The organism is Paenibacillus mangrovi (assembly GCF_022898935.1).
GTDB lineage: Bacteria > Bacillota > Bacilli > Paenibacillales > Paenibacillaceae > Paenibacillus_AQ > Paenibacillus_AQ mangrovi.
Map to the genome: position 1 here is coordinate 1 of NZ_JALIRP010000017.1, position 23,077 is coordinate 23,077.

Genomic DNA, 23,077 nt, shown 5'->3' on the forward strand with positions numbered 1-23,077 from the left:
CGGGATGGACGTACCGCTGGTGCACCAGTTGTTCCGCCAGGAGCATGGCTGGGTAGCTACGTACGGAAGGGATAAGCGCTGAAAGCATCTAAGCGTGAAGCCCCCCTCAAGATGAGATTTCCCAATTCGTAAGACCCCTTGAAGACGACGAGGTAGATAGGTTGGAGGTGGAAGTGCAGCAATGCATGGAGCTGACCAATACTAATCGGTCGAGGGCTTATCCTAAAAGTTTTTCGAAGAAAAACTGGCTTCGGAAGCGTTACGCTTTGCATCGAAGCAGCTTCGAAAACAAATTTTAAAACGCAAATTTATTTCGTATCTAGTTTTCAGGTGATCAAACATCTGAACGATTTTTAAGCTGCATGTCCTTTATAAGGATGGATATTTTGCTGGTGAGTAATCATTGAAGCAAGCGCAGCGCAAAAATCCTGTTTGGTGGCGATGGCGGAGGGGTTCCACGCGTACCCATCCCGAACACGACCGTTAAGCCCTCCAGCGCCGATGGTACTTGGACCGAAGGGTCCTGGGAGAGTAGGAAGCTGCCAAGCAAAGAACCACTGTTGATAACAATCGACGGTGGTTTTTTTATTCGCTTTAATCCTCGAATAAGCTGTGGATTAGTTCAAATCATCGAATGATCATCCACAGATCAAATAAAAATCCCTTTCAGTTCTTCGCACTTGTACACAAAGATATGCACTTCACTCACATTTCCCGCGTTGATTAGTATTCATTCCGCAAAAATTCGTCCACAAATTCACAAATTCATCCCCATCATTCACAGGTTGCTGTGCAGAATGTGCATTTTCGCATGGTATTAATTTTGAAATAGGCTCTGCTTGTGGGTAAATCATTGACTTTGCCAACACCGTTTGCCATACTCGAGATGTAATCCACATGAAGCAAGAAATATAATAGTAGTCTCTTTTCAAATACATAGGTGAGGTGAATGGGATGGAGATCAGGACACTTACGCCCGAAGATTTTGATGCAATGATTGAGCTTGGGGAATATGCTTTCCAATATCGCATGTCTGCAGAACAAGAGGAAAAAGCAAGGAAACGGTTTACTCCGGAGAACACTTGGGGTGCTTTTGATGAAGAAGGACGACTAAGCGCGAAGCTCGCATTACTTCCTGTTGATATCTATGTTTATGGTGAAAAAATGCCGATGGCAGGGATCGCCGGGGTAGCAACTTGGCCGGAATACCGCAGGCAGGGCCTTGTGAAGCAGCTGCTTACGCACTCTCTTCAGGTGATGAATGAATCAGGCAAGCTTCTTTCCATGCTCCATCCGTTTTCATTTCCTTTTTACCGCAAGTACGGATGGGAAATGTTTAGTGAATATAAAAAATACGTCATTCCAACCGACAAGCTGCCGGCTAAGGAAGAAACCGAAGGTACAGTACGCCGCGATATCAAGGATATTGCGATTTTGAATCAGATATATGAAGAGTATGCCAAGGGTTATAACGGTATGATGCTCCGGAGTGAAGATCGCTGGAAGAATTCTATTTTAGATGATGAACATACCGCAGTGTATTATTCCCCATCCGGAGAACCGGAGGGATATCTGCTATATATAGCTGAGAAAAAAGAGCTGTTTGTAGCGGAGTTTGTATGGCTGAGTGAAGAGTCCAGAAAGGCATTATGGACATTCCTGTGCAATCATGACTCGATGGTAACCCAGACCGTATTGGCTCAATTGCCTGCAGATGACGGTTTGGCTTATATGCTAGCAGATCCACGAGTAACTCAGGAGATCGTACCATTCGGTATGGCCAGGATTGTTAACGCAGCAGGTTTTATAGAAGCGTTTCCTTTTCAAAGCAGTGGTCAAGAACAGTCCTGGACAGTACAAATCAGTGATCCCTACGCTCCTTGGAATGAAGGCGGCTGGCAATGGAAGTTATCGGGAGATGGTAAAGCATCGGCTATACCTGCTGATCCGAATGAGAAAACACAGCTTCAATGTGATATCCAAACGCTTACTACCATGATGCTTGGCTACAAACGTCCTACAGAACTCTGGAAAATGGGAAGATTGACTGGAGAGGCCGAGGCCGTAACCCGACTGGAGTATGCTATTCCTGTAGGTCAAACTTTTTTGCTCGACCACTTCTAATCCGTGAGGTTCCCCTGTATGAAAAATGCGGGGGATTTTTTTTAGATTATAGAATTTATAAGTTTTCAGCGAAGCTGAACAATTCTATAATCGCAAGAAAAACTACATCTAAATGCGGTCTGTCTTCTCTGAAAGTACGGCGATAGATGTTTTTCTTATAAGGGGATGAAATCATGCAAAAAGGTCAAAAATGATAAAAATGGAGCTGCCCCCTTGGCAAAGGCTGAGAATGTGTTATAATATAGTCAAAGAAAGTCAAAGTCAATTGACGATTAATATTGCATAAACTGTTTGAATCACACAGTTTGTGTATGATCTGAATTGCCTGATGTTACACTAACAAAGCAGAAGCTGCGGGTATACCGGCAGCCCATGTGTATATTCACTTTCTCCGGTTCGCACAATCCTGAAAATAGGAGCGAAAATGGGAAGTGACGGCTTTCAAGCAGCAATACAAGTGGAGGATGAATGATGCGTAATATCTCTGATATTATTGAACAATATCTGAAGGGTATTTTGCATGAAAGTCCCGAGGGATTGATCGAAATACAGCGTAATGATTTGGCGGACCATTTTTCCTGTGTACCTTCCCAGATCAATTATGTGATAAGTACAAGATTTACGCTGGAGAAGGGCTATCTCGTGGAAAGCAAACGCGGAGGCGGCGGATATATCCGGATTAGGCGCATTGACCTTCCGCAGCATTCGGCGCTCCATACGCATCTTCATACGACAATTGGCAGTACCATTGACCAGACAGTCGCGGAAGGGCTGATTTACCAGCTCGAGGAGGCCCGGTTTTTGAGTAAACGGGAGGCCAATATGATGCGAGCCGCCATTTCCAGAGAGGCCTTGATGGTCAAACTTCCCTACAGGGATGAGATACGTGCGAGAATCATGAAGGCGATGCTGATTTCTTTGCTAGGCAAATAAGTCTGCGGAGAAAAGGAGGTTCATCGATATGTTATGCCAAGAATGTGGAAAGAGACCCGCGACACTGCATTTTACTAAAATCGTAAACGGCGAGAAAAATGAGTTCCATATTTGTGAAGCCTGTGCGAGGGAAAAGGGAGAAATGATTCCGGGTACCTCGGGAGGCTTCTCAATACACAGCTTGTTATCAGGACTGCTTGATTTTGAAACCACGGGCAAAGGGGCTGCCAGCAGCGTCAAAGCACCACAGACCCAGCGGTGCGAGGAATGCGGAATGACGTATTCCCAGTTCAGCAAAATCGGCCGGTTCGGCTGCAGCTCCTGTTATAAATATTTTGGCGACCGTCTAGATCCTCTCTTCAAAAGAGTGCATGGGAACACCGTGCATGTCGGCAAAGTGCCGAAGAGAAGCGGCGGGCGGATTCAATTGAAACGTAAAATCGATGATCTCAAGCTCGAACTGCAGCAGCGTATTCAACAGGAAGAATTTGAAGAAGCTGCACAGCTTCGGGACCAGATCAGAACCCTTGAAAAAGAAATGGCAGCACAGTAAAGCACGCTTGAAGAGAGGAGGAATAGCAGATGCCCAATCTCCGGTTTACCGAGAAAGCGCTGAGTGAATGGATGCGGGGAACGTCAAGCGACTCCGATATTGTCATCAGCAGCCGGGTGCGGATCGCGCGGAACCTGCAGCACTTGCCTTTTCCCCTTTTGGCGACGCGCCAGCAGTCGGAGGAAGTGCTGAATCGTCTGGCTAAAGTGCCGGAGGAGAAGGATATCAAGTCTTTAGGAACATTTTATACCGTAAAACTGGATGAAATTGAGCCTATCGACAAAAATGTGCTGGTAGAGAAGCATTTAATCAGTCCCAGCCTGGCGAATGAGTCCCAAAACGGGGCCGTGATGATCAGTGAAGATGAATCCGTCAGCATTATGATTAACGAAGAGGATCATCTTCGCATTCAATGTCTATATCCGGGTTTTCAGGTCCGGGAGGCGTGGGAAAAGGCGACATCCATCGACGATCTTTTCGAGGCCGAGGTGGATTATGCGTTTGACGACAAGCGCGGTTACCTGACCAGCTGCCCAACCAATGTGGGAACGGGACTCCGTGCTTCGGTGATGATGCATTTGCCGGCACTGGTGATGACGCAGCAGATTAACAGGATTTTATCGGCTGTTTCGCAGGTTGGTCTTACCGTTAGAGGAATTTATGGTGAAGGCAGCGAAGCAATAGGAAACCTGTTTCAAATCTCCAATCAGATCACACTGGGGCAAACGGAGAATGAGATCATCGATAACCTGCACAGCGTTGTGCTGCAAATTATCGAGCATGAAAAGAACGCACGCGCCCGGCTCATGAATGATTCACGTCTGCGCATTACGGACCGGATTAGACGGTCTTACGGCATTTTGTCTTATGCGGAGGTTGTGGATTCCAAGGAAGCTGGCCAAAGGCTCTCCGACGTGCGTCTGGGCATTGATCTCGGTATCGTGCAGGGTCCTTCGGTTGCGGTGATGAACGAACTGAACGTCATGACACAGCCGGGTTTTTTGCAAAAAAAATACGGGCATGACATGAACAGTGAGGAACGGGACATTTACCGTGCAAGGTTGATTCGCGAGACACTCTCGAAGGCTTAGGATACAGTTTTTTACATTAAGATTTAATTTGATTAAATAATTTTAAACTCATGGAGGTGCAGGAGATGATGTTCGGAAGATTCACAGAACGCGCACAAAAAGTATTGGCACTCGCTCAAGAGGAAGCGGTTCGTCTAGGCCATAACAATATCGGTACAGAGCATATTTTGCTTGGACTGATTCGGGAAGGTGACGGCATTGCCGCTAAGGCCTTGATTGGACTTGGACTGGGACTTGAAAAAATCCAGGATGAAGTGGAAACGCTCATCGGCAGAGGACAGGAGCAGCCTACCAATATCGCTTATACTCCGCGCGCCAAGAAAGTCATTGAACTGTCTATGGATGAAGCCCGCAAGCTGGGTCACACCTATGTGGGCACAGAGCATATTCTGCTTGGTCTGATCCGTGAAGGTGAAGGGGTAGCGGCAAGAGTGCTTAACAATTTGGGAATCAGCCTGAATAAAGCGCGTCAGCAGGTGCTGCAGCTGCTCGGAAGCAGCGAAGCGGTATCCAGCCATCACGGTACGCAGGCTAACGTCAGCACACCAACGCTGGATGGCCTGGCTCGTGACCTGACAGCAGCAGCAAAGGAAGGCAACCTGGATCCGGTCATCGGCCGCAGCAACGAGATTGAACGCGTGATTCAGGTGCTGAGCCGCCGTACGAAGAACAATCCGGTTCTAATTGGTGAGCCAGGGGTAGGTAAAACCGCGATTGCGGAAGGTCTTGCCCAAAAAATCATCAACAACGAAATTCCCGAAACGCTGCGTGACAAACGCGTCATGACGCTGGATATGGGTTCTGTCGTGGCAGGCACCAAATATCGCGGCGAATTCGAAGACCGTTTGAAAAAAATTATGGATGAAATCCGCCAAGCCGGAAATATCATCCTGTTCATTGACGAGCTGCATACATTGATCGGTGCAGGCGGCGCTGAAGGCGCAATTGATGCTTCGAATATTCTGAAGCCGTCTCTGGCCCGCGGTGAGCTGCAATGCATCGGTGCCACGACGCTTGACGAATATCGTAAATATATTGAAAAAGATGCCGCTTTGGAGCGTCGATTCCAACCAATTACGGTGGATCAGCCTTCTCCGGAAGAAGCGATTCAGATCCTGTTCGGTTTGCGTGACCGTTACGAAGCCCATCACCGCGTGAAAATTACAGATGAAGCGATCGTGGAAGCCGTGAAGTTGTCCGACCGCTACATCTCTGACCGGTTCCTTCCGGATAAAGCGATCGACCTCATTGACGAGGCGGGCTCCAAAGTAAGGCTTCATACGTATACCATACCGCCAAATCTGAAAGAGCTGGAAAGCCGTCTTGAAGACATCCGTAAGGAAAAAGATTCGGCAGTCCAAAGCCAGGAATTTGAAAAAGCGGCAGCACTCCGTGATACTGAGCAGAAGATTCGCGAGGAACTCGATACCACGAAGAACCAGTGGAAGGAAAAACAAGGTCGTACCGATTCTGAAGTAACACCGGAGGATATCGCTCAAGTAGTAGCCAGCTGGACCGGTATTCCTGTCCGCAAGCTGAAGGAAGAGGAAACCGAACGCCTGCTGAACATGGAAAGCATTCTACATGAACGCGTTATTGGCCAGGAAGAGGCCGTTAAAGCGGTCAGCCGAGCTGTACGCCGCTCTCGTGCGGGTCTGAAGGACCCGAAACGTCCGATTGGTTCGTTTATCTTCCTGGGACCAACCGGTGTAGGTAAAACCGAGCTGGCTCGCGCCCTTGCTGAAGCGATGTTCGGCGACGAGAATGCCGTTATCCGTATTGATATGTCCGAGTATATGGAGAAACACTCCACATCCAGACTCGTCGGAGCGCCTCCGGGATATGTCGGGTATGAAGAAGGCGGCCAGCTGACCGAGAAGGTTCGCCGCAAGCCGTACTCTGTTGTACTACTAGATGAGATTGAGAAGGCGCATCCGGAAGTGTTCAACATCCTGCTGCAGGTGCTGGAAGACGGACGTCTGACCGACTCCAAAGGCCGTGTGGTCGATTTCCGCAACACTTTGATTATCCTCACTTCTAACGTGGGGGCAGAAGCGATCAAGCGGAATTCCACTTTAGGCTTTACCGCAGTGGCCGATGCCGGCGCTGATTACAACAATATGAAGGATAAGGTGATGGGCGAGCTGAAAAAAAGCTTCCGTCCAGAGTTCCTGAACCGGATCGACGAAATCATCGTCTTCCACTCGCTGGAAGAGAAGCATATCGCCGAGATCGTCACTCTGATGTCCGAGGAACTGCGTAAACGCCTGCGCGAGTATGGCGTAGACTTTACACTGACCGACAAAGCCAAGGCGTTCTTGGCCAAGGAAGGTTATGATCCTGCATTCGGTGCACGTCCGCTGCGCCGCGCGATTCAGAAGCATATTGAGGACCGTCTGTCCGAAGAGCTGCTGACTGGTAATGTAGTAAAAGGTGATTTGCTCGTCATCGATGAAGAAAACGGTGAACTCACCGTGAAGAAAAACGATAACGTACCTAGCTACCTAGCTAACTCCTGATACGAACTCTTAGGAGTGATCTGAATTTTCAGAAGGGATTGTCCCGCTGCTTAGTATAAAGCAAGTGGGGCAATCCCTTTTATGTATGTGTAAACTTTTTGCAAATACTTTACGATAAATCTTAATAAATGGTAAAATTAAAATAATGCCAATTTTCTAAGTGACGACAAAAAAAGACATATTTCCGTATCGATAAAAGGAGAGGTCATGGCTAAAACAAAAACTAAATTTTATTGTACAGAATGCGGCTATGAGGCTGCCAAATGGTATGGTAAATGTCCAGGCTGTCAGGCTTGGAATACGATGGTGGAAGAAACAGAAAGCGTCATAAAAACACAAGGGATGAGTTCTCCTCTTTTTCATAGTAAAGAAAAGGCGCTTTCGATCATAAATATAGAAAGCAGCAATGAAGCGCGTGTGCAAACCGGCATCGGTGAGCTCAACCGTGTACTTGGCGGAGGAATTGTTCCAGGGTCGCTAATTCTGGTCGGCGGGGATCCTGGGATCGGGAAGTCGACGCTGCTGCTGCAAACCTCACATGCTTTGACACAATCAGGTCTACGCGTTTTGTATGTATCCGGTGAGGAATCGGTGCGTCAGACCAAACTCCGTGCGGACCGACTGGGAGCCTTATCTCCTGAGCTGTATGTCTTGTGCGAGACGAATATGGATCTTATCGAAGAAGCCATTAACAGTATTCAGCCGCAGTTTCTTGTAATTGACTCCATTCAGACCGTTTATATTCCGGAAGTAACCAGCGCTCCTGGCAGTGTGGCCCAGGTTAGGGAGTGTACGGCACGGTTTATGCGTGTAGCCAAAGGCTTGGGCATTGCCACCGTGCTTGTAGGGCATGTTACGAAGGAAGGAGCCATTGCAGGTCCGAGACTGCTTGAACATATGGTTGACTGTGTATTGTATTTTGAAGGGGAACGGCATCATACCTACAGGCTATTGCGGGCGGTCAAGAACCGCTTTGGATCCACCAATGAGATCGGTATATTCGAAATGAATGAATCCGGCCTTGTGGAAGTGGAGAACCCGTCGGAGCTGTTTTTGTCCGAGCGTCCGCTTGGCGTAGCGGGTTCGACGGTAGTGGCTAGCATGGAGGGAACCCGCCCTGTTCTGGTGGAACTTCAAGCGCTGATCTCTTCTACGCATTTCCCTTCACCGCGCCGGATGTGCACAGGTGTGGACCATCACCGGATGGGCCTCATTATCGCCGTATTGGAGAAGCGGATGGGAATGTTTTTGCAAAACCAGGATGCATATTTGAATGTTGCAGGCGGTGTGAAGCTGGATGAACCGGCGGTCGATTTGGCGATTGCTGTCAGCATAGCCTCCAGCTTCCGAGATATTCCGACAAAGCCTTTTGATGTGATGTTCGGAGAGGTAGGCCTGACCGGCGAGGTCAGAGCGGTCTCACGTGCTGAACAGCGGGTGAAAGAAGCCGAGAAGCTGGGCTTTAAACGGATTATCATGCCAGAGAAAAGCTTGAAAGGGTGGAAACATCCTAAAGGAATTGAAATCATCGGCATCAATACCGTGGCAGATGCACTAGCGGTCGCGTTAGATTAGGGGGCATAAAGAGATGAAGGAACCTAGCCAATTGGATAAAATGAACGACCTGCTGAGGCTGGTCGCACCAGGTACGCCGTTTCGGGATGGCCTGGAAAATGTTTTGCGGGCCAAAACCGGAGGTCTGCTTGTTGTCGGCTACAGTCCGGAAGTGATGGAGGTCGTCGACGGCGGCTTTTCGATCAACTGTGATTTCTCACCCAACTATTTGTACGAGTTGGCGAAGATGGACGGGGCCATTATACTGAGTGAGGACCTGAAGCGGATTCTGTACGCCAATACCCAGCTGATTCCTGATTCCTCCATTTCCTCAATCGAAACGGGTATCCGTCACCGTACTGCGGAACGGGTAGCCAAGCAGACCGGCAAGCTGGTGGTCTCCATTTCCCAGCGCCGCAACATTATTACTTTATATCAAGGTACGCTTAGATATGCGCTAAAAGAAATTGGCGTGATTTTGACCAAGGCGAACCAGGCTCTTCAGACGCTTGAGAAATACCGGGCGGTGCTGAACCAGTCGCTCACCAACCTGTCGGCATCCGAGTTCGAAGAATTGGTGACCGTACCCGAAGTGGTAAATGTGATTCAACGGGTTGAAATGGTACTGCGCATTAAGATGGAGATCAAGCGCTACATCAACGAGCTGGGCAACGAAGGCCGTTTGATCAGCATGCAGATGGAAGAACTGGTCAGCAATATGGAGGAAGAAGCCTGGCTGCTGTACAAGGACTATGCGCGGGAAGACAATGACGAGAAGATCCGTGAGATGATCGCTGGACTTAAGCGGGCAACGGACGACGAGCTGCTCGATATTCATTATGTCATGCGTCTTCTGGGGTATCCTATATCCGCTGCAACCTCGGAAGAATCCATTGCGCCAAGAGGATACCGCATTTTGAACAAAATTCCGCGTTTGCCAAATGTGATTATCCACAATCTGGTTGAGCGCTTCGGACAACTGCCTCATATTATGATGGCAACTATCGAGGAATTGGATGAAGTAGATGGAATTGGCGAAGTCAGAGCCCGCAACATTAAAGAAGGTCTGAAGCGTCTACAGGAACAAGTATTCATTGACAGACAAATTTAAATGCCATACAATCAATGGATGATACGGGGGTACTAATAATATTCGAGGTGAAAAAATGTTTACGAAATCAATTCCGAACTTGTTTACGATAGGTAACTTGTTTCTCGGAATGGTAGGAATTATGCTGGCCTTTGACAACAAATTTAGCTTGGCAGCCATTATGATTATTATTGCGATGCTTTGCGACGGTTTGGATGGCCGGATGGCCCGAGCGCTCAATGCACAGAGCGAATTCGGCAAGGAACTGGATTCTCTCTCGGATGTGATCTCTTTTGGTGTGGCACCCGCAATCATCATGTATGTTACTTCCTTTCATGGTATGCACCAACCACTGATCTGGGCCGTAACGGCGATTTTTCCGATCTGTGGAGCACTTCGTTTGGCACGTTTTAATGTTCGATCCGGAATTCCGGGATATTTTATTGGATTACCTATACCGGCTGCAGGCGGCGTTCTTGCCACACTGTCGCTGTTTCATGATGAAATATCGGCCCCTTATATGATCATTGCCATGTTGATTCTTTCCTATTTGATGGTCAGCACGGTAAAATATCCTAACTTCAAGAAAGTAGGTCTCCCGAAAAAAGCGGTGATGTATGCACCTGTCGTTATTATAGCTGCAGTTGCTATCGCTGTTATTTTCCCGGATCAGACCTCCAAGCTCATTTTTGTTCCACTCGTGCTGTATGCAGCATATGGAATCAAACAAAATGTGAAGAAGCTGACGCGTAAGCGTCGTCGTGACCAATCATCAGAGCACAAAGTGTACAACGATCACTCATAAGAGAACAGTTCGAGGAATAATAAAAAGCATTTATTTCCTGCTACGGCAGTGAAATAAATGCTTTTTTTTCTGCAATATCCAGCATTGATGCGACTCTTCTCCCGTTTCTATGACAAATTAAACAAGCCAAGGGTGGAACATTTTTGCGATTCCTTCTGAACGACCTCATCCATGTTGATATCGAGCAGGTTGCATAAGGCTGACATATAAAAGAGGTTACGCCCCAGCTCGGTACTGATAATTTCCCTGCAGTTTTCGCATAATTCTCCGTGAACGTGAGTCCGTGCAACCCCTTTAGCTTCTTCAAGATTGACTTCAGGCTCGAAGGACTGTTTGGTAGCATGCAATTCGATACAGCCGCAATCCGTAACAGCCTTGGCAACAGCCCGGTTGACGGAGGCGCTGCTTTGTCCGTTTTTGGATAGTACATCGAGTAGACTGCGGTGACGGAGCAACAGTTCGGAAACCTGATCCTGAAAAGCCTGTAAACTTGGTGCGCTCATTTTCCTTTTCACCTCTAGCATAAGAATTGAGTTAATTATATGTCAGTCGTCCACCCATTTTCAACCAGAAATGACACATCTTCCAGATAGAGATTTTGAAATTTAAATAGAAAAAAATGGTGTTAATAGGATTACGCTGTCCGAAATTGGACCATACTGCTAAGGAAATATGTATAACTAATACAATTAAGGAGGTGTGGGAACATATGCTGAGAAAATACATTATCGCATTTGCCGGGCTTTGTGGTGCATGGACGGGCTATACCATTCATCGATCGGCCGGATGGACGTTCCCTAGTTTAGGTATTGATCAATCCATGTGGGGCGGCCTGATGTCTGCAGGACTTGGCGCAATTTTATTTTTGTTGATAGGTTCCATGTGTGCTCAGGCGGTGACCGCCCGTTTTCAGTCCATAATTCAATTGTTGTCAGGTATGCCGATGAACGAACTGGCGGCTGGTGCGGCTGGCCTCACGGGAGGATTGCTGCTGTCTCTGCTGATCTACCCGAGCTTAGCTTGGGCCGGAAAAGCCGGAGATATCGCAGCCGTGGGATTGACGTTATTTTGCGGGTATATGGGATTTCGGATTGGTCTGGATAAAAAGGATGAGCTAGCGGCGTTCTGGACATCTGGCAGATGGAGCAAAGGGGACGCTTACGAGGAGCGGAAAATCGAAGAGCATAAAATTCTGGACACCAGCGTCATTATTGACGGCCGGATCGCGGATATCTGCAAAACGGGCTTTATCGAAGGTACGATCGTCATTCCTGAATTTGTACTTGAAGAGCTCCAGCATATTGCGGATTCGTCAGATCTGCTCAAACGCAATCGCGGCCGCAGAGGACTGGACATTTTGAACAAAATTCAAAAAGAACTGGATGTTAGAGTGCTGATCTACGAAGGAGACTTCGAAGAAATTTCGGAGGTGGACAGCAAGCTCGTTAAGCTCGCCAAAGTGCTTCAAGGTAAGGTCGTGACGAATGACTTCAATCTGAACAAGGTCTGCGAGCTGCAGGGAGTATCTGTACTAAACATTAACGATCTGGCGAATGCGGTCAAGCCGGTCGTCTTGCCGGGAGAAGAAATTATGGTGCAGGTGATCAAGGACGGCAAGGAACATGGCCAGGGCGTAGCTTATTTGGATGATGGAACTATGATCGTGGTTGAAGGCGGACGCGACTATATCGGAAATATGATGGAAGTATTGGTGACGAGCGTGCTTCAGACTTCAGCGGGAAGAATGATTTTTGCCAAACCAAAACTGTTGGAAAAAGCTCAGTAAAAGGGGTATGATGGGGGAAGCAGAGAAAAAATTCCGCGAGACGCGGTTTTTTTCTGTGAAAACACGTCGATTGACGTTTTTCTAACGGGAATTGAGGGAGGCAAGGCACAGCTTGGATACAGAGAACCGAGTGGGTGTAATTGTGGTTTCCGCGGGCAGAGGCACGAGAATGGGAACCCGCGAAAGCAAGCAGTATCTGCTGCTGGAGGACAAGCCCATCATTATGCATACATTAGAAGTCTTCGAACGGATGCCACTGGTTCAGGAAATCGTGCTGGTAACCGGAGCGGAAGATATCGAAAGATGCACGGGGTGGATTGCCCAGTACGGCCTAAGCAAGGTGGTTAGAGTGATTCCGGGCGGCAGTGAAAGACAGCAGTCCGTATATAAAGGCTTGATGGAAATCGGTACGGATTGGGTCATGGTGCATGATGGTGTCCGCCCGTTCGTTGAACCTGAGCATGTCGAGGCTTGCTTTCGGAAAGCTCAGCGATCCGGTGCGGCTGTTCTCGCGGTGAAGGTGAAGGATACAATCAAGCAGGTGAGCGAATCAGGAACGATTGAAGCAACTCCTGACCGCCGTAGTCTGTGGGCGATTCATACCCCACAGGCTTTTCGTCTTTCTGAATTGAAGAAGGCGCATGAGCAGGCCGAAGCCGAAGGCTTCATTGGAACGGACGATTCCATGCTCGTGGAAAGAATGGGTATTCCGGTAGCCGTGGTGGAGGGCAGCTACACCAACATCAAAATCACGACCCCGGAAGATTTGGAATATGCCGCATTCATGTTAAATCGTAAGGGAGAGAAGAATACATGATACGTGTAGGACAGGGCTTTGACGTACACCAGCTTGTAGAAGGAAGGCCATGCATCATTGGAGGAGTCACGATTCCTTACGAAAAGGGGCTGCTTGGACATTCGGATGCCGATGTTCTTTTGCATGCCGTAACAGACGCAATTCTGGGTGCGCTTGGACTCGGGGATATCGGCAAGCATTTTCCGGATACGGACCCGGAATTCAAAGATGCGGACAGCTTGAAGCTGCTGCTTCACATCTGGGAGATGGCGAAGGAGCGGGGATACCGTCTTGGAAACATTGATTCCACGATTATCGCGCAAAAGCCGAAAATGGCTCCATATATTCCGCAGATGGCGGAAGTGATCGCCAAAGCACTCGATGCAGACATTGAACAGGTGAATGTTAAGGCGACGACAACAGAGCAGCTCGGATTTACTGGGCGGGGAGAGGGCATTACGGCCCAATCGGTTGTTTGCCTCGTCAAAGATGTGCTATCATCTTGAAGGATTTGAACGGATACGTGTGTAAGTAAATACAAAAGCGGAGGGGATTATAATGACTGATAAAGTTCGCGTACGGTACGCACCAAGTCCTACAGGACATTTACATATCGGTAACGCCAGAACGGCGTTGTTTAACTATTTGTATGCCCGTAATCAGGGCGGAGATTTCGTGATCCGGATTGAGGATACCGACGTGAAGCGCAACATTGCGGGCGGCGAAGAGAGCCAGCTGAAATACTTGAAATGGCTGGGCCTAAATTGGGATGAAAGCATTGATATCGGCGGCGAATATGGACCTTACCGTCAAACGGAGCGTCTGGATATTTATAATAAATATACACAGGATCTGTTGAACAGAGGTTTGGCATACCGCTGCTACTGCACGGAAGAAGAGCTGGAGAAGGAACGCGAAGAGCAGATGGCTCGCGGTGAAACTCCTCGTTATTCCGGCAAGCACCGTGATTTAACTGAAGAGCAGTGCAAGGCTTTTGAAGCGGAAGGACGCATTGCCAGCATTCGTTTCCGTGTTCCTGAAGATAAAACCTACACGTTTGACGATATGGTTAAAGGGATGATCTCCTTTAATACACAGGAAACTGGCGACTTTGTCATCGTAAAAAAGGACGGCATTCCAACATACAACTATGCAGTTGTAATCGACGATTATCTGATGAAAATCACACATGTTCTGCGTGGTGAAGACCATATTTCGAATACGCCGCGCCAGCTCATGATTTATGAGGCTCTTGGCTGGGAAGCACCGCGTTTCGGTCATATGACACTAATCGTCAACGAAAACCACAAAAAACTGAGCAAACGGGATGAGTCCATCATTCAGTTCATTGAACAGTATGATCAGCTCGGTTATCTTCCGGAAGCTCTGGTTAACTTTATTGCTCTTCTCGGCTGGTCGCCGGAAGGGGAAGAAGAAATCTACGGCCGTGAAGAACTGATCAAGATCTTCAACCCGGACCGCTTGTCGAAGAGCCCGGCGGTGTTTGACCAGAACAAGCTGGCACACCTGAACAACTATTACATCAAGCATGCCGATCCGGACCGGATTGCCAAGCTGGCGATTCCTCACCTTCAAAAGGCAAACCGTCTGCCTGCCGAACTAAGCGAAGAGCAGGAAGCATGGGCGAAGAAGCTTGTAGCGCTGTATCAAGAGCAAATGACGGCGGCGTCGGATATTGTCGAACTGTCCGACATGTTCTTCCGCGCGCATTTGGAAGTGGACGAAGAAGCTCAGCCGATACTGACTGAAGAACAGGTGCCAACCGTACTGAAAGCTCTGCTGGACAAAATCGAAGCTTCCGAAGAATATACAGCCGCTCAAATCGCCGCTCTGATCAAAGAAGTGCAGAAGGAAACCGGATTTAAGGGTAAACAGCTGTTTATGCCAATCCGTGTGGCCCTAACTGGCCAAATGCATGGCCGCGATTTGAACGAAACGATCTATCTGCTGGGGAAAGATCGCGTGATCGAGCGTTTGAGATCTCACATTAGCTGAAAACATTTCTTGTCAGTCTGATGTATTTTCGGATATAATAACTACCAAAATAAGTTCTATAAAAACCTGTCTTAAGAAGCAGGCCCTAAAATAGACGAAGTTGCCAACAGCGACGAACAGGAGAAGTACGCTTTAGCCCAGGCATTTGCCAGAGAGGATAACCTCATGGAGAATCTGCTTTCCATGTGGCTGGAAGTTATCCATATGCCGATTGCGGAAATGCGCCTGTGAGCTGCATGGATGAGCGGTTCTAAGATAGAACCGTTAGACTATGCCGGAAGGTCCCCCGTTATCAGGACAGTTGAGAGGAATCCAAGTGGGTACATGGGTAAAAGTAAATGTACATGAAGTTTGGATTCAAGCAGAGTGGAACCGCGTATAACGCCTCTGCAGCGAAAGCTGCCGAGGCGTTTTTTGGTCTATAGGTCGAGATATCTTTCGCTAGGCTAACGAAGGATTAGAAGAGGACGAAGAGGGGAACGGATATGTTTAAGCAGATCAAATCGGATATCCAGACGGTATTTGAAAATGATCCGGCCGCCAGAAGCCTGTTCGAAGTGGTATTCACATATTCAGGGCTGCACGCCATCTGGGCTCACCGGATTGCCCATAAGTTTTACACTCGAAGGTGGTTCACCCTAGCACGGATCATTTCGCAGTCCAGCCGCTTCATGACGGGGATTGAGATCCATCCCGGTGCCAGAATCGGCCAAAGACTTTTCATCGACCATGGTATGGGTGTCGTTATCGGGGAAACTTGCGAGATCGGTGATGATGTCGTCATTTACCAGGGTGTCACGCTGGGGGGAACAGGGAAGGAAAAGGGAAAACGCCACCCGACGATCGGCAATAATGTCGTTATCGCTTCCGGTGCCAAGGTTCTGGGTTCTTTTAAAGTGGGAGATCAATGCAACATTGGTGCGAACTCGGTCGTACTGAGGGAGGTTCCTTCCAACAGTACGGTCGTGGGTATTCCGGGCACGATTGTTAAACAGGACGGCCGCCGTGTGGACCGCCTCAGCCATCAGCTGCCTGACCCGATCGTCGATTCGATCCGCAGCATGCAAAAGGAAATCGATCGTCTTCGCAGCGAGCTCGAAAGCATCAAAGACGAAAACACCGACTTGGTTCGGATCAAAGCTGCTGCAGGCAGGGAGCGGGGGGAATAGCCTGCTTTAGGAAGCCAGGGTCAGAAACTTATCGGTGCTCAACAATAGAACGAAAGGAAATGTGATTATGGCACTTCAAATTTACAACACACTCATTCGTTCCAAGGAAGAATTTGTTCCGCTGGAACCCGGAAAAGTGAAAATGTACGTATGCGGACCTACTGTGTACGACTATATTCATATCGGCAATGCGCGACCTATGATCTTTTTTGACGTGGTACGCACGTACCTGCAACAGATCGGCAACGAGGTAAATTACGTGGTGAACTTTACGGATGTGGACGATAAGCTGATCCGCAAGGCGGAGCAGATGGAAACCACGGTTCCTGAGGTAGCTGACAGATTTATCGAGGCATATTTCGAGGATTTGGAAGGACTGGGCATTCAGAAAGCAACAATCCATCCGCGCGTAACCGAGAATATGGACAATATCATTGCGTTTATTCAGGAGCTTGTGCAGAATGATTTCGCTTATGAAAAGGGCGGCGACGTCTTCTACCGGACGAATAAGTTCCCGGACTACGGCAAATTGTCGCATCAAAAGCTGGATGAACTGCAGTTCGGCATCCGGATTAACGTCGATCAACGCAAGGAGAACCCAGAGGATTTCGTGCTCTGGAAGGCAGCGAAGCCAGGTGAAATCTTCTGGTCCAGTCCATGGGGAGACGGCCGTCCCGGCTGGCATATTGAGTGCTCAGCGATGGCCCGCCGCTATCTGGGAGATACGATTGATATCCACGGGGGCGGTCAGGATTTGCAGTTCCCGCACCATGAGTGCGAAGTAGCTCAGTCGGAAGCACTGTCAGGCAAACCGCTGGCTAACTACTGGATGCATAACGGCTACATTAAAATCAACAACGAAAAAATGTCGAAATCGCTCGGCAATGGTATTCTGGTGAAGGAACTGCGCAAGGAGTTCAAAAAGGAAGCGATCCGTTATTTCATGCTCTCGACGCATTACCGCAATCCGCTGAACTTCAACGCGGAGACTATGGATCAGGCGCTGAAAAGCGTGGAACGGATTGCGAATGCGGTCTCGAACCTGAAGCACCGCCTCGAAACGGTAACTCCTGACGGTCATGGACCGGTAAGGGAAGAAGTGAAGCAGAAGCTAGACGGCATTCTGAAGCAGTATTACGAAAAGATGGACGACGATTTCAATACGCCAGACGCGATTACCGCCATGTTCGAATGGGTTAATGAAGCTAACCTGCTGCTGCAGGAGCCTGTGGTGAATCCCGAAGAGCTGAAAGCCATGCTGGCAGCCTTTGATGAGCTGAACGCAGTACTTCGTCTGTATGTAAGCGATGAGGCGGAGCTACTGGATGAAGACGTGGAAAATCTGATCGCAGAGCGCGCGCAAGCCCGTAAAGACAAAAACTGGAGCCGCGCGGATGAAATCCGTGATCTCCTGGCAGCCCAGGGCATTGTGCTAGAGGATACAGCGCAGGGTATGCGCTGGCGGCGGAAATGAGCGGGCAGGACAATCAGGGGCTGCTGCCGGAAGCGGGATGGTTCGACTATCCCCCTTCCAGACAGCCTCGTCTGATTCCGCCGATTGTGCTCGCTTATATTGGAGACGCCATTTATGAGGTTGCAGTCAGGCAATATCTGATATCCAAATCGAACCTGAAGCCGCATCAGCTTCACCGGCAGGCGACTGGAATGGTATCCGCGAAAGCGCAAAGCCGGATCGTTACCGCACTTGAGCCTGTTTTTACGGAAGAGGAAAAGGATGTCGTAAGACAAGGGCGTAATGCCAAGTCCGGCAGCATTCCCAAAAATGCCGATGTCCTGGAATACCGCCACGCAACGGCTTTTGAAAGTCTGATCGGATATTTGTACTACTCGCAGCAGCAGGAACGGATGCGGGAGCTGATCGGAATGGGTATAGAATATATGGAACAACAACAGCATGGAAAATAAAGCTTAGTGGAGGATGTCATGGAAGAAGAAATCATCGGCGGGAAGCATTCGGTCATCGAAGCACTTAAATCCGGCCGCACCATCAATAAAATCTGGGTTGCCGAAAATGCACAAAAGCATTTGACGCAGCCGATCATCATCGAGGCGAAGAAGCTTGGCGTTGTCATCCAGCAGGTGGATAAGCGCAAGCTCGATCAGCTAGCTCCAGGGGTTCAGCATCAGGGCGTTGTAGCGCAAGTAGCGCCATACGCTTACGCGGAAGTCGAGGATATTTTGCTTGAAGCCGAGAATAAGGGTGAACCGCCATTTATTCTGCTGCTGGATGAGATTGAGGATCCACATAATCTAGGATCAATTCTGCGTACGGCAGACTGCACCGGTGTGCATGGCGTCATCGTTCCGAAGCGCCGCTCGGCACAGGTGACAGCCACCGTGTCCAAAACCTCTGCCGGTGCAGCGGAATATGTTCCGGTAGCCAGAGTAACAAATTTGGGACAGACCATCGACTCTTTGAAGGAAAAAGGAATCTGGGTCGTGGGTACGGATGTGTCTGCTGAATCGGGAATCTATGAAACGAATGTCTTCGACGGCCCGGTAGCCATCGTCATTGGGAATGAAGGCAAAGGTATGGGACGGCTTATCCGGGAAAAATGCGATGTCTTGATCAAGCTGCCGATGAACGGACAGATCAACTCACTGAACGCTTCCGTGGCTGCCGGCGTTGTGATGTACGAAGTATTACGCCGCCGCAATCAAGGTTAACGTGCAATGGCGGATTTGCGGGATGTGCTCCTGGTGGACGGCTACAACATGATCGGAGCCTGGCCGTCTCTTGCGAAGCTGTCGCAAATCAGCATGCAGGAGGCTCGCGATCATCTGCTTGGCAAGCTTGCGGATTACCAGGCTTTTACCGACCGCAAGGTTATTGCCGTGTTCGATGCGTACCGTGTTCCAGGGCTCGGCAAAGCCTTTAATCAAAGTAAAATCCAGGTTTACTTCACAAAAGAGAAGGAAACTGCCGATGAATGTATAGAGCGGCTTGTCGGAGAGCTCAGTCTCCGCAGCCGTAAAATATACGTAGCGACCAGCGATTTCATCGAGCAGCATGTGATTTTCGCGCGCGGTGCGCTGCGGCTTTCCGCCAGGGAGCTTCTCATTGAGGTGGAAAACTGCGAAAAAGCGATTCAAAGCCGCATTAAGCGCGATCATGCTCCATCGACGCGGAATACGCTGGACAGCAAGCTTAAACCGGAGCTTAGAGAAATATTCGAGAAATGGCGCAGAGAATAACATAAATTGGAATCTATTACAAATTTGAATCTCTTGACAATTTTGTTATTGATGTTCTTTTTTAGGTAATACGTGGTTGACGGTATGAACTGCCATCATATATACTGTTCGTATATTTCACAGAGTAACGGGGTACCTTGCGTTGCAGCCGGGGGGATTCTTGGTGAGTGTAGACCTCAAAGAATTAACGTTGTCGGATTACGAGTACAAGTCAGATGAGGACGTTGTCGAATATTTTCGTGAAGGCGATAGCGAAGCGCTGGAGTTCTTGATTAACAAGTACCGGAATTTTGTGCGCGCCAAAGCCAGGTCTTACTTTCTGATCGGTGCCGACCGGGAAGATATCATTCAGGAAGGCATGATCGGCTTATATAAATCGATTCGGGATTTCAGAGTGGACAAGCAGTCTTCGTTCAAAGCTTTCGCCGAGCTCTGCATTACACGGCAGATCATTACGGCGATTAAGACGGCAACGAGGCAGAAGCATATTCCGCTGAATTCCTACGTGTCTTTGGACAAGCCGATTTACGATGAGGATTCCGACCGGACGCTGCTTGATGTGATTTGCGGCACTCAGGTGTCTGATCCTGAAGAACTGATTATTAACCAGGAAGAGTTCGTAGGTCTGGAGGACAAGATGTCCGAGATTTTAAGCGACCTGGAACGCAAAGTGCTGATGCTGTACTTGGATGGCCGCTCCTACCAGGAGATCGCGGTTGATCTGAAGAGACATGTGAAATCGATTGATAACGCACTGCAGCGTGTCAAACGTAAACTGGAACGATATTTGGAAGTTCGCGACAATTAGACGCTTAGATCGAAAAAGACTCATTTCAGAGTCTTTTTTTTTCACGAGGGAACATTGCTATGTTTAAGCACCTCAGGAATGAACTATAATGGTAAATGAATGCAGGTGGCTTTCAGTAGAGAAAAAAGGCTTGAAATACAAGGGGAAAAGCGATCCCGGCATGCCGATAACAGGGCTATTCTTTCGTTGACACAGTTTGACCCTTATGATAAAGTGTTTTAGGTAGGCCTAAATTCGCGTGTTCTAATGGATGAGTGAGCAAAGACCAATCGGTTTTTGTTTCTTATTCATTTCGCAAGAACGGTTTTTTTCTTTTCAGCAATGAAGGGCTTGGGCTGTTCTGCTAGGAAATATAGAGCCTTCTGAAAAGAAGGACGTCTTCGGGAGGTGCACAGCATGCGGGTAATTATCACTTTGGCTTGTACAAACTGCAAACAAAGAAACTACACGACTACCAAAAACAAGCGAAATCACCCCGACCGCATGGAGATGAAGAAATTTTGCAAGTTCTGTAACGAGCAAACTCCTCATCGCGAAACCAGATAGTTTTTTGGAGGTGTAGTCGGCGTGAAAAAAGGTTTCAAGTCTCTGTTTTCCTTTTTCTCTGAAAGCTGGGCGGAGCTCAAAAAAGTTCGCTGGCCTAATCGTAAAGAGTTGACGAGCTATACTCTTATCGTCCTCGGCACCATTGTATTCGTCACGATTTATTTTTGGGTTCTGGATATCGGCATTTCCGCTGTGATCGAAGCGATTATTTAAGAAGGGTCCCGGGTGGCTTGATATGGAAACTATGGAAAAAAGATGGTACGTTGTTCATACCTATTCCGGGTATGAGAACAAAGTCAAGGCCAATTTGGAGAAGCGCGTTGAGTCCATGGGCATGGAAGACAAGATTTTCCGCGTTCTTGTTCCGATGGAAGAAGAAGTGGTAAACAAGGATGGTAAGAAAAAGACCGTCATGAGAAAAGTTTACCCCGGATATGTCTTGGTTGAAATGATCCAGACTGACGACTCTTGGTATGTTGTACGCAATACGCCTGGAGTTACTGGATTCGTCGGATCGACGGGTTCAGGATCCAAGCCAACACCATTGCTTCCAGAAGAAGTTGATCAGATTCTGAAGCATATGGGTATGGAAGAACCTAAACCGAAGATTGAATTCGACATCAAGGAATCCGTGCGCATCAAGGTTGGTCCGTTTGCGAATTTTGTAGGCTCTGTAGAAGAAATTCTTGCCGACAAGAGCAAGCTCAAAGTTCACGTTAACATGTTTGGACGGGAAACCCCGCTTGAGCTCGATTATACTCAAGTGGAGAAGATATAAAATTCTTCAGGTTTCTTGTGGGAGGGGCAACCTTAGTCCCGTTAACCACTTTTTAAGGAGGTGTCTTACATGGCAAAAAAGGTAATCAAAATGGTGAAACTGCAAATCCCTGCAGGTAAAGCGAATCCGGCTCCACCAGTAGGTCCAGCATTGGGTCAAGCGGGTGTCAACATCATGGCATTCTGTAAAGAATTCAACGCTCGTACTGCTGATCAAGCTGGTCTGATTATTCCGGTTGAAATCTCGGTATTTGAAGATCGCTCTTTTACGTTTATCACTAAAACTCCACCGGCTGCAGTTCTGCTTCGCGTAGCTGCAAAAATCGAGAAGGGTTCCGGCGAACCTAACAAGAAAAAGGTGGCAACTGTTAAACGTAGCGCGGTTCGTGAAATCGCTGAAACTAAAATGCCTGACCTTAACGCTGCTTCCGTTGAAGCTGCTATGCGTATGGTTGAAGGTACTGCCCGCTCTATGGGTATCAATATCGAAGACTAATTTTTATTTCGGTTTTTCTGCGACAACCGGTCAAGCATGACCGGCACATGTGGGAGGAATTTCCGTTAAAACCACAAAGGAGGAACAAACATGGCGAAACATGGTAAGAAATATGTTGAGTCTGCCAAGCTGATTGACAGCGAAGCATTTTACGAGCCGGCAGAAGCCGTTGAGCTTGTGAAAAAGGCTGCGACTGCTAAATTCGACGAGACCGTTGAAGTTGCAGTTCGTTTGGGCGTAGACCCGCGTAAACAAGACCAGGCTGTTCGCGGTGTCGTTGTACTGCCTCACGGCACAGGTAAAACACAACGCGTACTGGTATTTGCAAAAGGTGATAAAGCGAAGGAAGCGGAAGCGGCTGGCGCGGATTATGTTGGCGATCAGGACATGATCAACAAAATCCAACAAGGCTGGTTCGAATTCGATGTCTGTGTAGCTACACCTGACATGATGAGTGAAGTCGGTAAACTGGGTCGTCTGCTCGGTGGTAAAGGCCTCATGCCTAACCCTAAAGCAGGTACAGTTACATTCGATGTTTCCAAAGCTGTTCAAGAAATCAAAGCTGGTAAAATCGAATACCGTCTGGATAAAGCAGGTCAAATTCACGCTCCAATCGGTAAAGTATCTTTTGATGCGGTTAAACTGAATGAGAACCTCAAAGCTCTCATCGACGCACTCAACCGTGCTAAACCGGCTGCTGCAAAAGGTGTTTATCTGAAAGGGATCGCAGTATCCTCGACGATGGGACCGAGCGCACGCGTGAACACAGCTACTTTCAGATAATAAAAGTTAATGTTG

The 23,077-nt window shown here is 48.3% G+C and carries 24 protein-coding genes and 2 rRNA genes; 25 read left to right on the forward strand and 1 reads right to left on the reverse strand.

All coding sequences use genetic code 11. The features are described from left to right. The 10 genes from MUG84_RS25085 to pssA all read left to right on the forward strand — a co-directional run. A 23S ribosomal RNA gene (locus tag MUG84_RS25085) occupies positions 1-225 on the forward strand; the annotation flags it as partial. 206 nt (positions 226-431) lie between these two features. Continuing rightward, positions 432-548, forward strand: a 5S ribosomal RNA gene (gene rrf, locus MUG84_RS25090). A 406-nt stretch (positions 549-954) separates the two neighbouring features. Beyond that, positions 955-2,124, forward strand: coding sequence for a GNAT family N-acetyltransferase (locus MUG84_RS25095; RefSeq protein ID WP_244730607.1), 1,170 nt, complete (start codon positions 955-957; stop codon positions 2,122-2,124). A gap of 471 nt (positions 2,125-2,595) precedes the next feature. Next, positions 2,596-3,057 carry a CtsR family transcriptional regulator gene (locus tag MUG84_RS25100; protein ID WP_244730828.1) on the forward strand — a complete coding sequence of 154 codons (462 nt, stop codon included), beginning with the start codon at positions 2,596-2,598 and terminating at the stop codon, positions 3,055-3,057. 28 nt (positions 3,058-3,085) lie between these two features. Beyond that, entirely contained in the window at positions 3,086-3,610 is a 525-nt protein-coding gene (mcsA, locus tag MUG84_RS25105; protein WP_244730609.1) for a protein-arginine kinase activator protein McsA, read from the forward strand. 29 nt (positions 3,611-3,639) lie between these two features. Further along, positions 3,640-4,701 (forward strand): protein-arginine kinase McsB, encoded by a 1,062-nt coding sequence (gene mcsB, locus MUG84_RS25110; RefSeq protein ID WP_244730611.1) that lies wholly within the window; start codon positions 3,640-3,642, stop codon positions 4,699-4,701. 65 nt (positions 4,702-4,766) lie between these two features. Beyond that, the gene (gene clpC, locus MUG84_RS25115) at positions 4,767-7,220 is read left to right on the forward strand and encodes an ATP-dependent protease ATP-binding subunit ClpC (protein ID WP_244730632.1); all 2,454 of its coding nucleotides are present in this window, start codon (positions 4,767-4,769) and stop codon (positions 7,218-7,220) included. 207 nt (positions 7,221-7,427) lie between these two features. Further along, a complete protein-coding gene (gene radA, locus MUG84_RS25120; RefSeq protein ID WP_244730640.1) occupies positions 7,428-8,795 on the forward strand; it encodes a DNA repair protein RadA in 1,368 nt (455 codons plus the stop codon). 13 nt (positions 8,796-8,808) lie between these two features. After that, positions 8,809-9,885, forward strand: a complete 1,077-nt coding sequence (gene disA, locus MUG84_RS25125; RefSeq protein WP_244730647.1) for a DNA integrity scanning diadenylate cyclase DisA — start codon at positions 8,809-8,811, stop codon at positions 9,883-9,885. A gap of 55 nt (positions 9,886-9,940) precedes the next feature. Continuing rightward, positions 9,941-10,669, forward strand: coding sequence for a CDP-diacylglycerol--serine O-phosphatidyltransferase (gene pssA, locus MUG84_RS25130; RefSeq protein ID WP_244730649.1), 729 nt, complete (start codon positions 9,941-9,943; stop codon positions 10,667-10,669). Between the two features lie 107 nt (positions 10,670-10,776). Here the strand turns inward: pssA and MUG84_RS25135 are convergent, their stop codons facing one another. Next, the gene (locus tag MUG84_RS25135; RefSeq protein ID WP_244730651.1) at positions 10,777-11,172 is read right to left on the reverse strand and encodes a nucleoside triphosphate pyrophosphohydrolase family protein; all 396 of its coding nucleotides are present in this window, start codon (positions 11,170-11,172) and stop codon (positions 10,777-10,779) included. Positions 11,173-11,378: 206 nt separating this feature from the next. Between MUG84_RS25135 and MUG84_RS25140 the strand changes: the two genes are divergently transcribed. The 15 genes from MUG84_RS25140 (at position 11,379) to rplA (ending at position 23,062) form a co-directional block, all read left to right on the forward strand. Further along, positions 11,379-12,455, forward strand: a complete 1,077-nt coding sequence (locus tag MUG84_RS25140) for a PIN/TRAM domain-containing protein (RefSeq protein WP_244730653.1) — start codon at positions 11,379-11,381, stop codon at positions 12,453-12,455. Between the two features lie 112 nt (positions 12,456-12,567). After that, complete coding sequence (ispD, locus tag MUG84_RS25145) at positions 12,568-13,272, forward strand: 2-C-methyl-D-erythritol 4-phosphate cytidylyltransferase (protein WP_280521502.1); 705 nt, start codon at positions 12,568-12,570, stop codon at positions 13,270-13,272. Then, complete coding sequence (ispF, locus tag MUG84_RS25150) at positions 13,269-13,757, forward strand: 2-C-methyl-D-erythritol 2,4-cyclodiphosphate synthase (protein ID WP_244730665.1); 489 nt, start codon at positions 13,269-13,271, stop codon at positions 13,755-13,757. The genes ispD and ispF overlap by 4 nt, the downstream gene beginning before the upstream one ends. 52 nt (positions 13,758-13,809) lie before the next feature. Next, positions 13,810-15,267 carry a glutamate--tRNA ligase gene (gltX, locus tag MUG84_RS25155; protein ID WP_244730677.1) on the forward strand — a complete coding sequence of 486 codons (1,458 nt, stop codon included), beginning with the start codon at positions 13,810-13,812 and terminating at the stop codon, positions 15,265-15,267. A gap of 485 nt (positions 15,268-15,752) precedes the next feature. Further along, positions 15,753-16,436 carry a serine O-acetyltransferase gene (cysE, locus tag MUG84_RS25160; RefSeq protein WP_244730679.1) on the forward strand — a complete coding sequence of 228 codons (684 nt, stop codon included), beginning with the start codon at positions 15,753-15,755 and terminating at the stop codon, positions 16,434-16,436. A 67-nt stretch (positions 16,437-16,503) separates the two neighbouring features. Further along, entirely contained in the window at positions 16,504-17,910 is a 1,407-nt protein-coding gene (gene cysS / locus MUG84_RS25165) for a cysteine--tRNA ligase (RefSeq protein ID WP_244730681.1), read from the forward strand. Further along, positions 17,907-18,362, forward strand: a complete 456-nt coding sequence (locus MUG84_RS25170; protein ID WP_244730687.1) for a Mini-ribonuclease 3 — start codon at positions 17,907-17,909, stop codon at positions 18,360-18,362. Before cysS ends, MUG84_RS25170 begins: the two co-directional genes overlap by 4 nt. An 18-nt stretch (positions 18,363-18,380) precedes the next feature. Next, positions 18,381-19,124 (forward strand): 23S rRNA (guanosine(2251)-2'-O)-methyltransferase RlmB, encoded by a 744-nt coding sequence (gene rlmB, locus MUG84_RS25175; RefSeq protein ID WP_244730689.1) that lies wholly within the window; start codon positions 18,381-18,383, stop codon positions 19,122-19,124. Positions 19,125-19,130: 6 nt separating this feature from the next. Continuing rightward, complete coding sequence (locus tag MUG84_RS25180; RefSeq protein WP_244730691.1) at positions 19,131-19,652, forward strand: NYN domain-containing protein; 522 nt, start codon at positions 19,131-19,133, stop codon at positions 19,650-19,652. 163 nt (positions 19,653-19,815) lie between these two features. Then, positions 19,816-20,460, forward strand: a complete 645-nt coding sequence (gene sigH, locus MUG84_RS25185; protein ID WP_244730697.1) for an RNA polymerase sporulation sigma factor SigH — start codon at positions 19,816-19,818, stop codon at positions 20,458-20,460. Between the two features lie 396 nt (positions 20,461-20,856). Beyond that, positions 20,857-21,006 carry a 50S ribosomal protein L33 gene (gene rpmG / locus MUG84_RS25190; RefSeq protein ID WP_076176720.1) on the forward strand — a complete coding sequence of 50 codons (150 nt, stop codon included), beginning with the start codon at positions 20,857-20,859 and terminating at the stop codon, positions 21,004-21,006. A 21-nt stretch (positions 21,007-21,027) separates the two neighbouring features. Beyond that, entirely contained in the window at positions 21,028-21,219 is a 192-nt protein-coding gene (gene secE, locus MUG84_RS25195; RefSeq protein WP_244730699.1) for a preprotein translocase subunit SecE, read from the forward strand. A gap of 31 nt (positions 21,220-21,250) precedes the next feature. Next, positions 21,251-21,784, forward strand: a complete 534-nt coding sequence (nusG, locus tag MUG84_RS25200; protein WP_036712536.1) for a transcription termination/antitermination protein NusG — start codon at positions 21,251-21,253, stop codon at positions 21,782-21,784. A 69-nt stretch (positions 21,785-21,853) separates the two neighbouring features. Next, positions 21,854-22,279, forward strand: coding sequence for a 50S ribosomal protein L11 (gene rplK, locus MUG84_RS25205; RefSeq protein ID WP_160501045.1), 426 nt, complete (start codon positions 21,854-21,856; stop codon positions 22,277-22,279). Positions 22,280-22,369: 90 nt separating this feature from the next. Next, positions 22,370-23,062 (forward strand): 50S ribosomal protein L1, encoded by a 693-nt coding sequence (rplA, locus tag MUG84_RS25210; RefSeq protein WP_244730701.1) that lies wholly within the window; start codon positions 22,370-22,372, stop codon positions 23,060-23,062. Positions 23,063-23,077 lie beyond the last annotated feature (15 nt).

Bases quoted from the DNA above. Each gene is read 5' to 3' on its own strand.
- MUG84_RS25095 (WP_244730607.1), top strand. From the start codon at position 955: ATGGAGATCAGGACACTTACGCCCGAAGATTTTGATGCAATGATTGAG.
- MUG84_RS25100 (WP_244730828.1), top strand. From the start codon at position 2,596: ATGCGTAATATCTCTGATATTATTGAACAATATCTGAAGGGTATTTTG.
- mcsA (WP_244730609.1), top strand. From the start codon at position 3,086: ATGTTATGCCAAGAATGTGGAAAGAGACCCGCGACACTGCATTTTACT.
- mcsB (WP_244730611.1), top strand. From the start codon at position 3,640: ATGCCCAATCTCCGGTTTACCGAGAAAGCGCTGAGTGAATGGATGCGG.
- clpC (WP_244730632.1), top strand. From the start codon at position 4,767: ATGATGTTCGGAAGATTCACAGAACGCGCACAAAAAGTATTGGCACTC.
- radA (WP_244730640.1), top strand. From the start codon at position 7,428: ATGGCTAAAACAAAAACTAAATTTTATTGTACAGAATGCGGCTATGAG.
- disA (WP_244730647.1), top strand. From the start codon at position 8,809: ATGAAGGAACCTAGCCAATTGGATAAAATGAACGACCTGCTGAGGCTG.
- pssA (WP_244730649.1), top strand. From the start codon at position 9,941: ATGTTTACGAAATCAATTCCGAACTTGTTTACGATAGGTAACTTGTTT.
- MUG84_RS25135 (WP_244730651.1), bottom strand. From the start codon at position 11,172: ATGAGCGCACCAAGTTTACAGGCTTTTCAGGATCAGGTTTCCGAACTG.
- MUG84_RS25140 (WP_244730653.1), top strand. From the start codon at position 11,379: ATGCTGAGAAAATACATTATCGCATTTGCCGGGCTTTGTGGTGCATGG.
- ispF (WP_244730665.1), top strand. From the start codon at position 13,269: ATGATACGTGTAGGACAGGGCTTTGACGTACACCAGCTTGTAGAAGGA.
- gltX (WP_244730677.1), top strand. From the start codon at position 13,810: ATGACTGATAAAGTTCGCGTACGGTACGCACCAAGTCCTACAGGACAT.
- cysE (WP_244730679.1), top strand. From the start codon at position 15,753: ATGTTTAAGCAGATCAAATCGGATATCCAGACGGTATTTGAAAATGAT.
- cysS (WP_244730681.1), top strand. From the start codon at position 16,504: ATGGCACTTCAAATTTACAACACACTCATTCGTTCCAAGGAAGAATTT.
- MUG84_RS25170 (WP_244730687.1), top strand. From the start codon at position 17,907: ATGAGCGGGCAGGACAATCAGGGGCTGCTGCCGGAAGCGGGATGGTTC.
- rlmB (WP_244730689.1), top strand. From the start codon at position 18,381: ATGGAAGAAGAAATCATCGGCGGGAAGCATTCGGTCATCGAAGCACTT.
- MUG84_RS25180 (WP_244730691.1), top strand. From the start codon at position 19,131: ATGGCGGATTTGCGGGATGTGCTCCTGGTGGACGGCTACAACATGATC.
- rpmG (WP_076176720.1), top strand. From the start codon at position 20,857: ATGCGGGTAATTATCACTTTGGCTTGTACAAACTGCAAACAAAGAAAC.
- nusG (WP_036712536.1), top strand. From the start codon at position 21,251: ATGGAAAAAAGATGGTACGTTGTTCATACCTATTCCGGGTATGAGAAC.
- rplK (WP_160501045.1), top strand. From the start codon at position 21,854: ATGGCAAAAAAGGTAATCAAAATGGTGAAACTGCAAATCCCTGCAGGT.
- rplA (WP_244730701.1), top strand. From the start codon at position 22,370: ATGGCGAAACATGGTAAGAAATATGTTGAGTCTGCCAAGCTGATTGAC.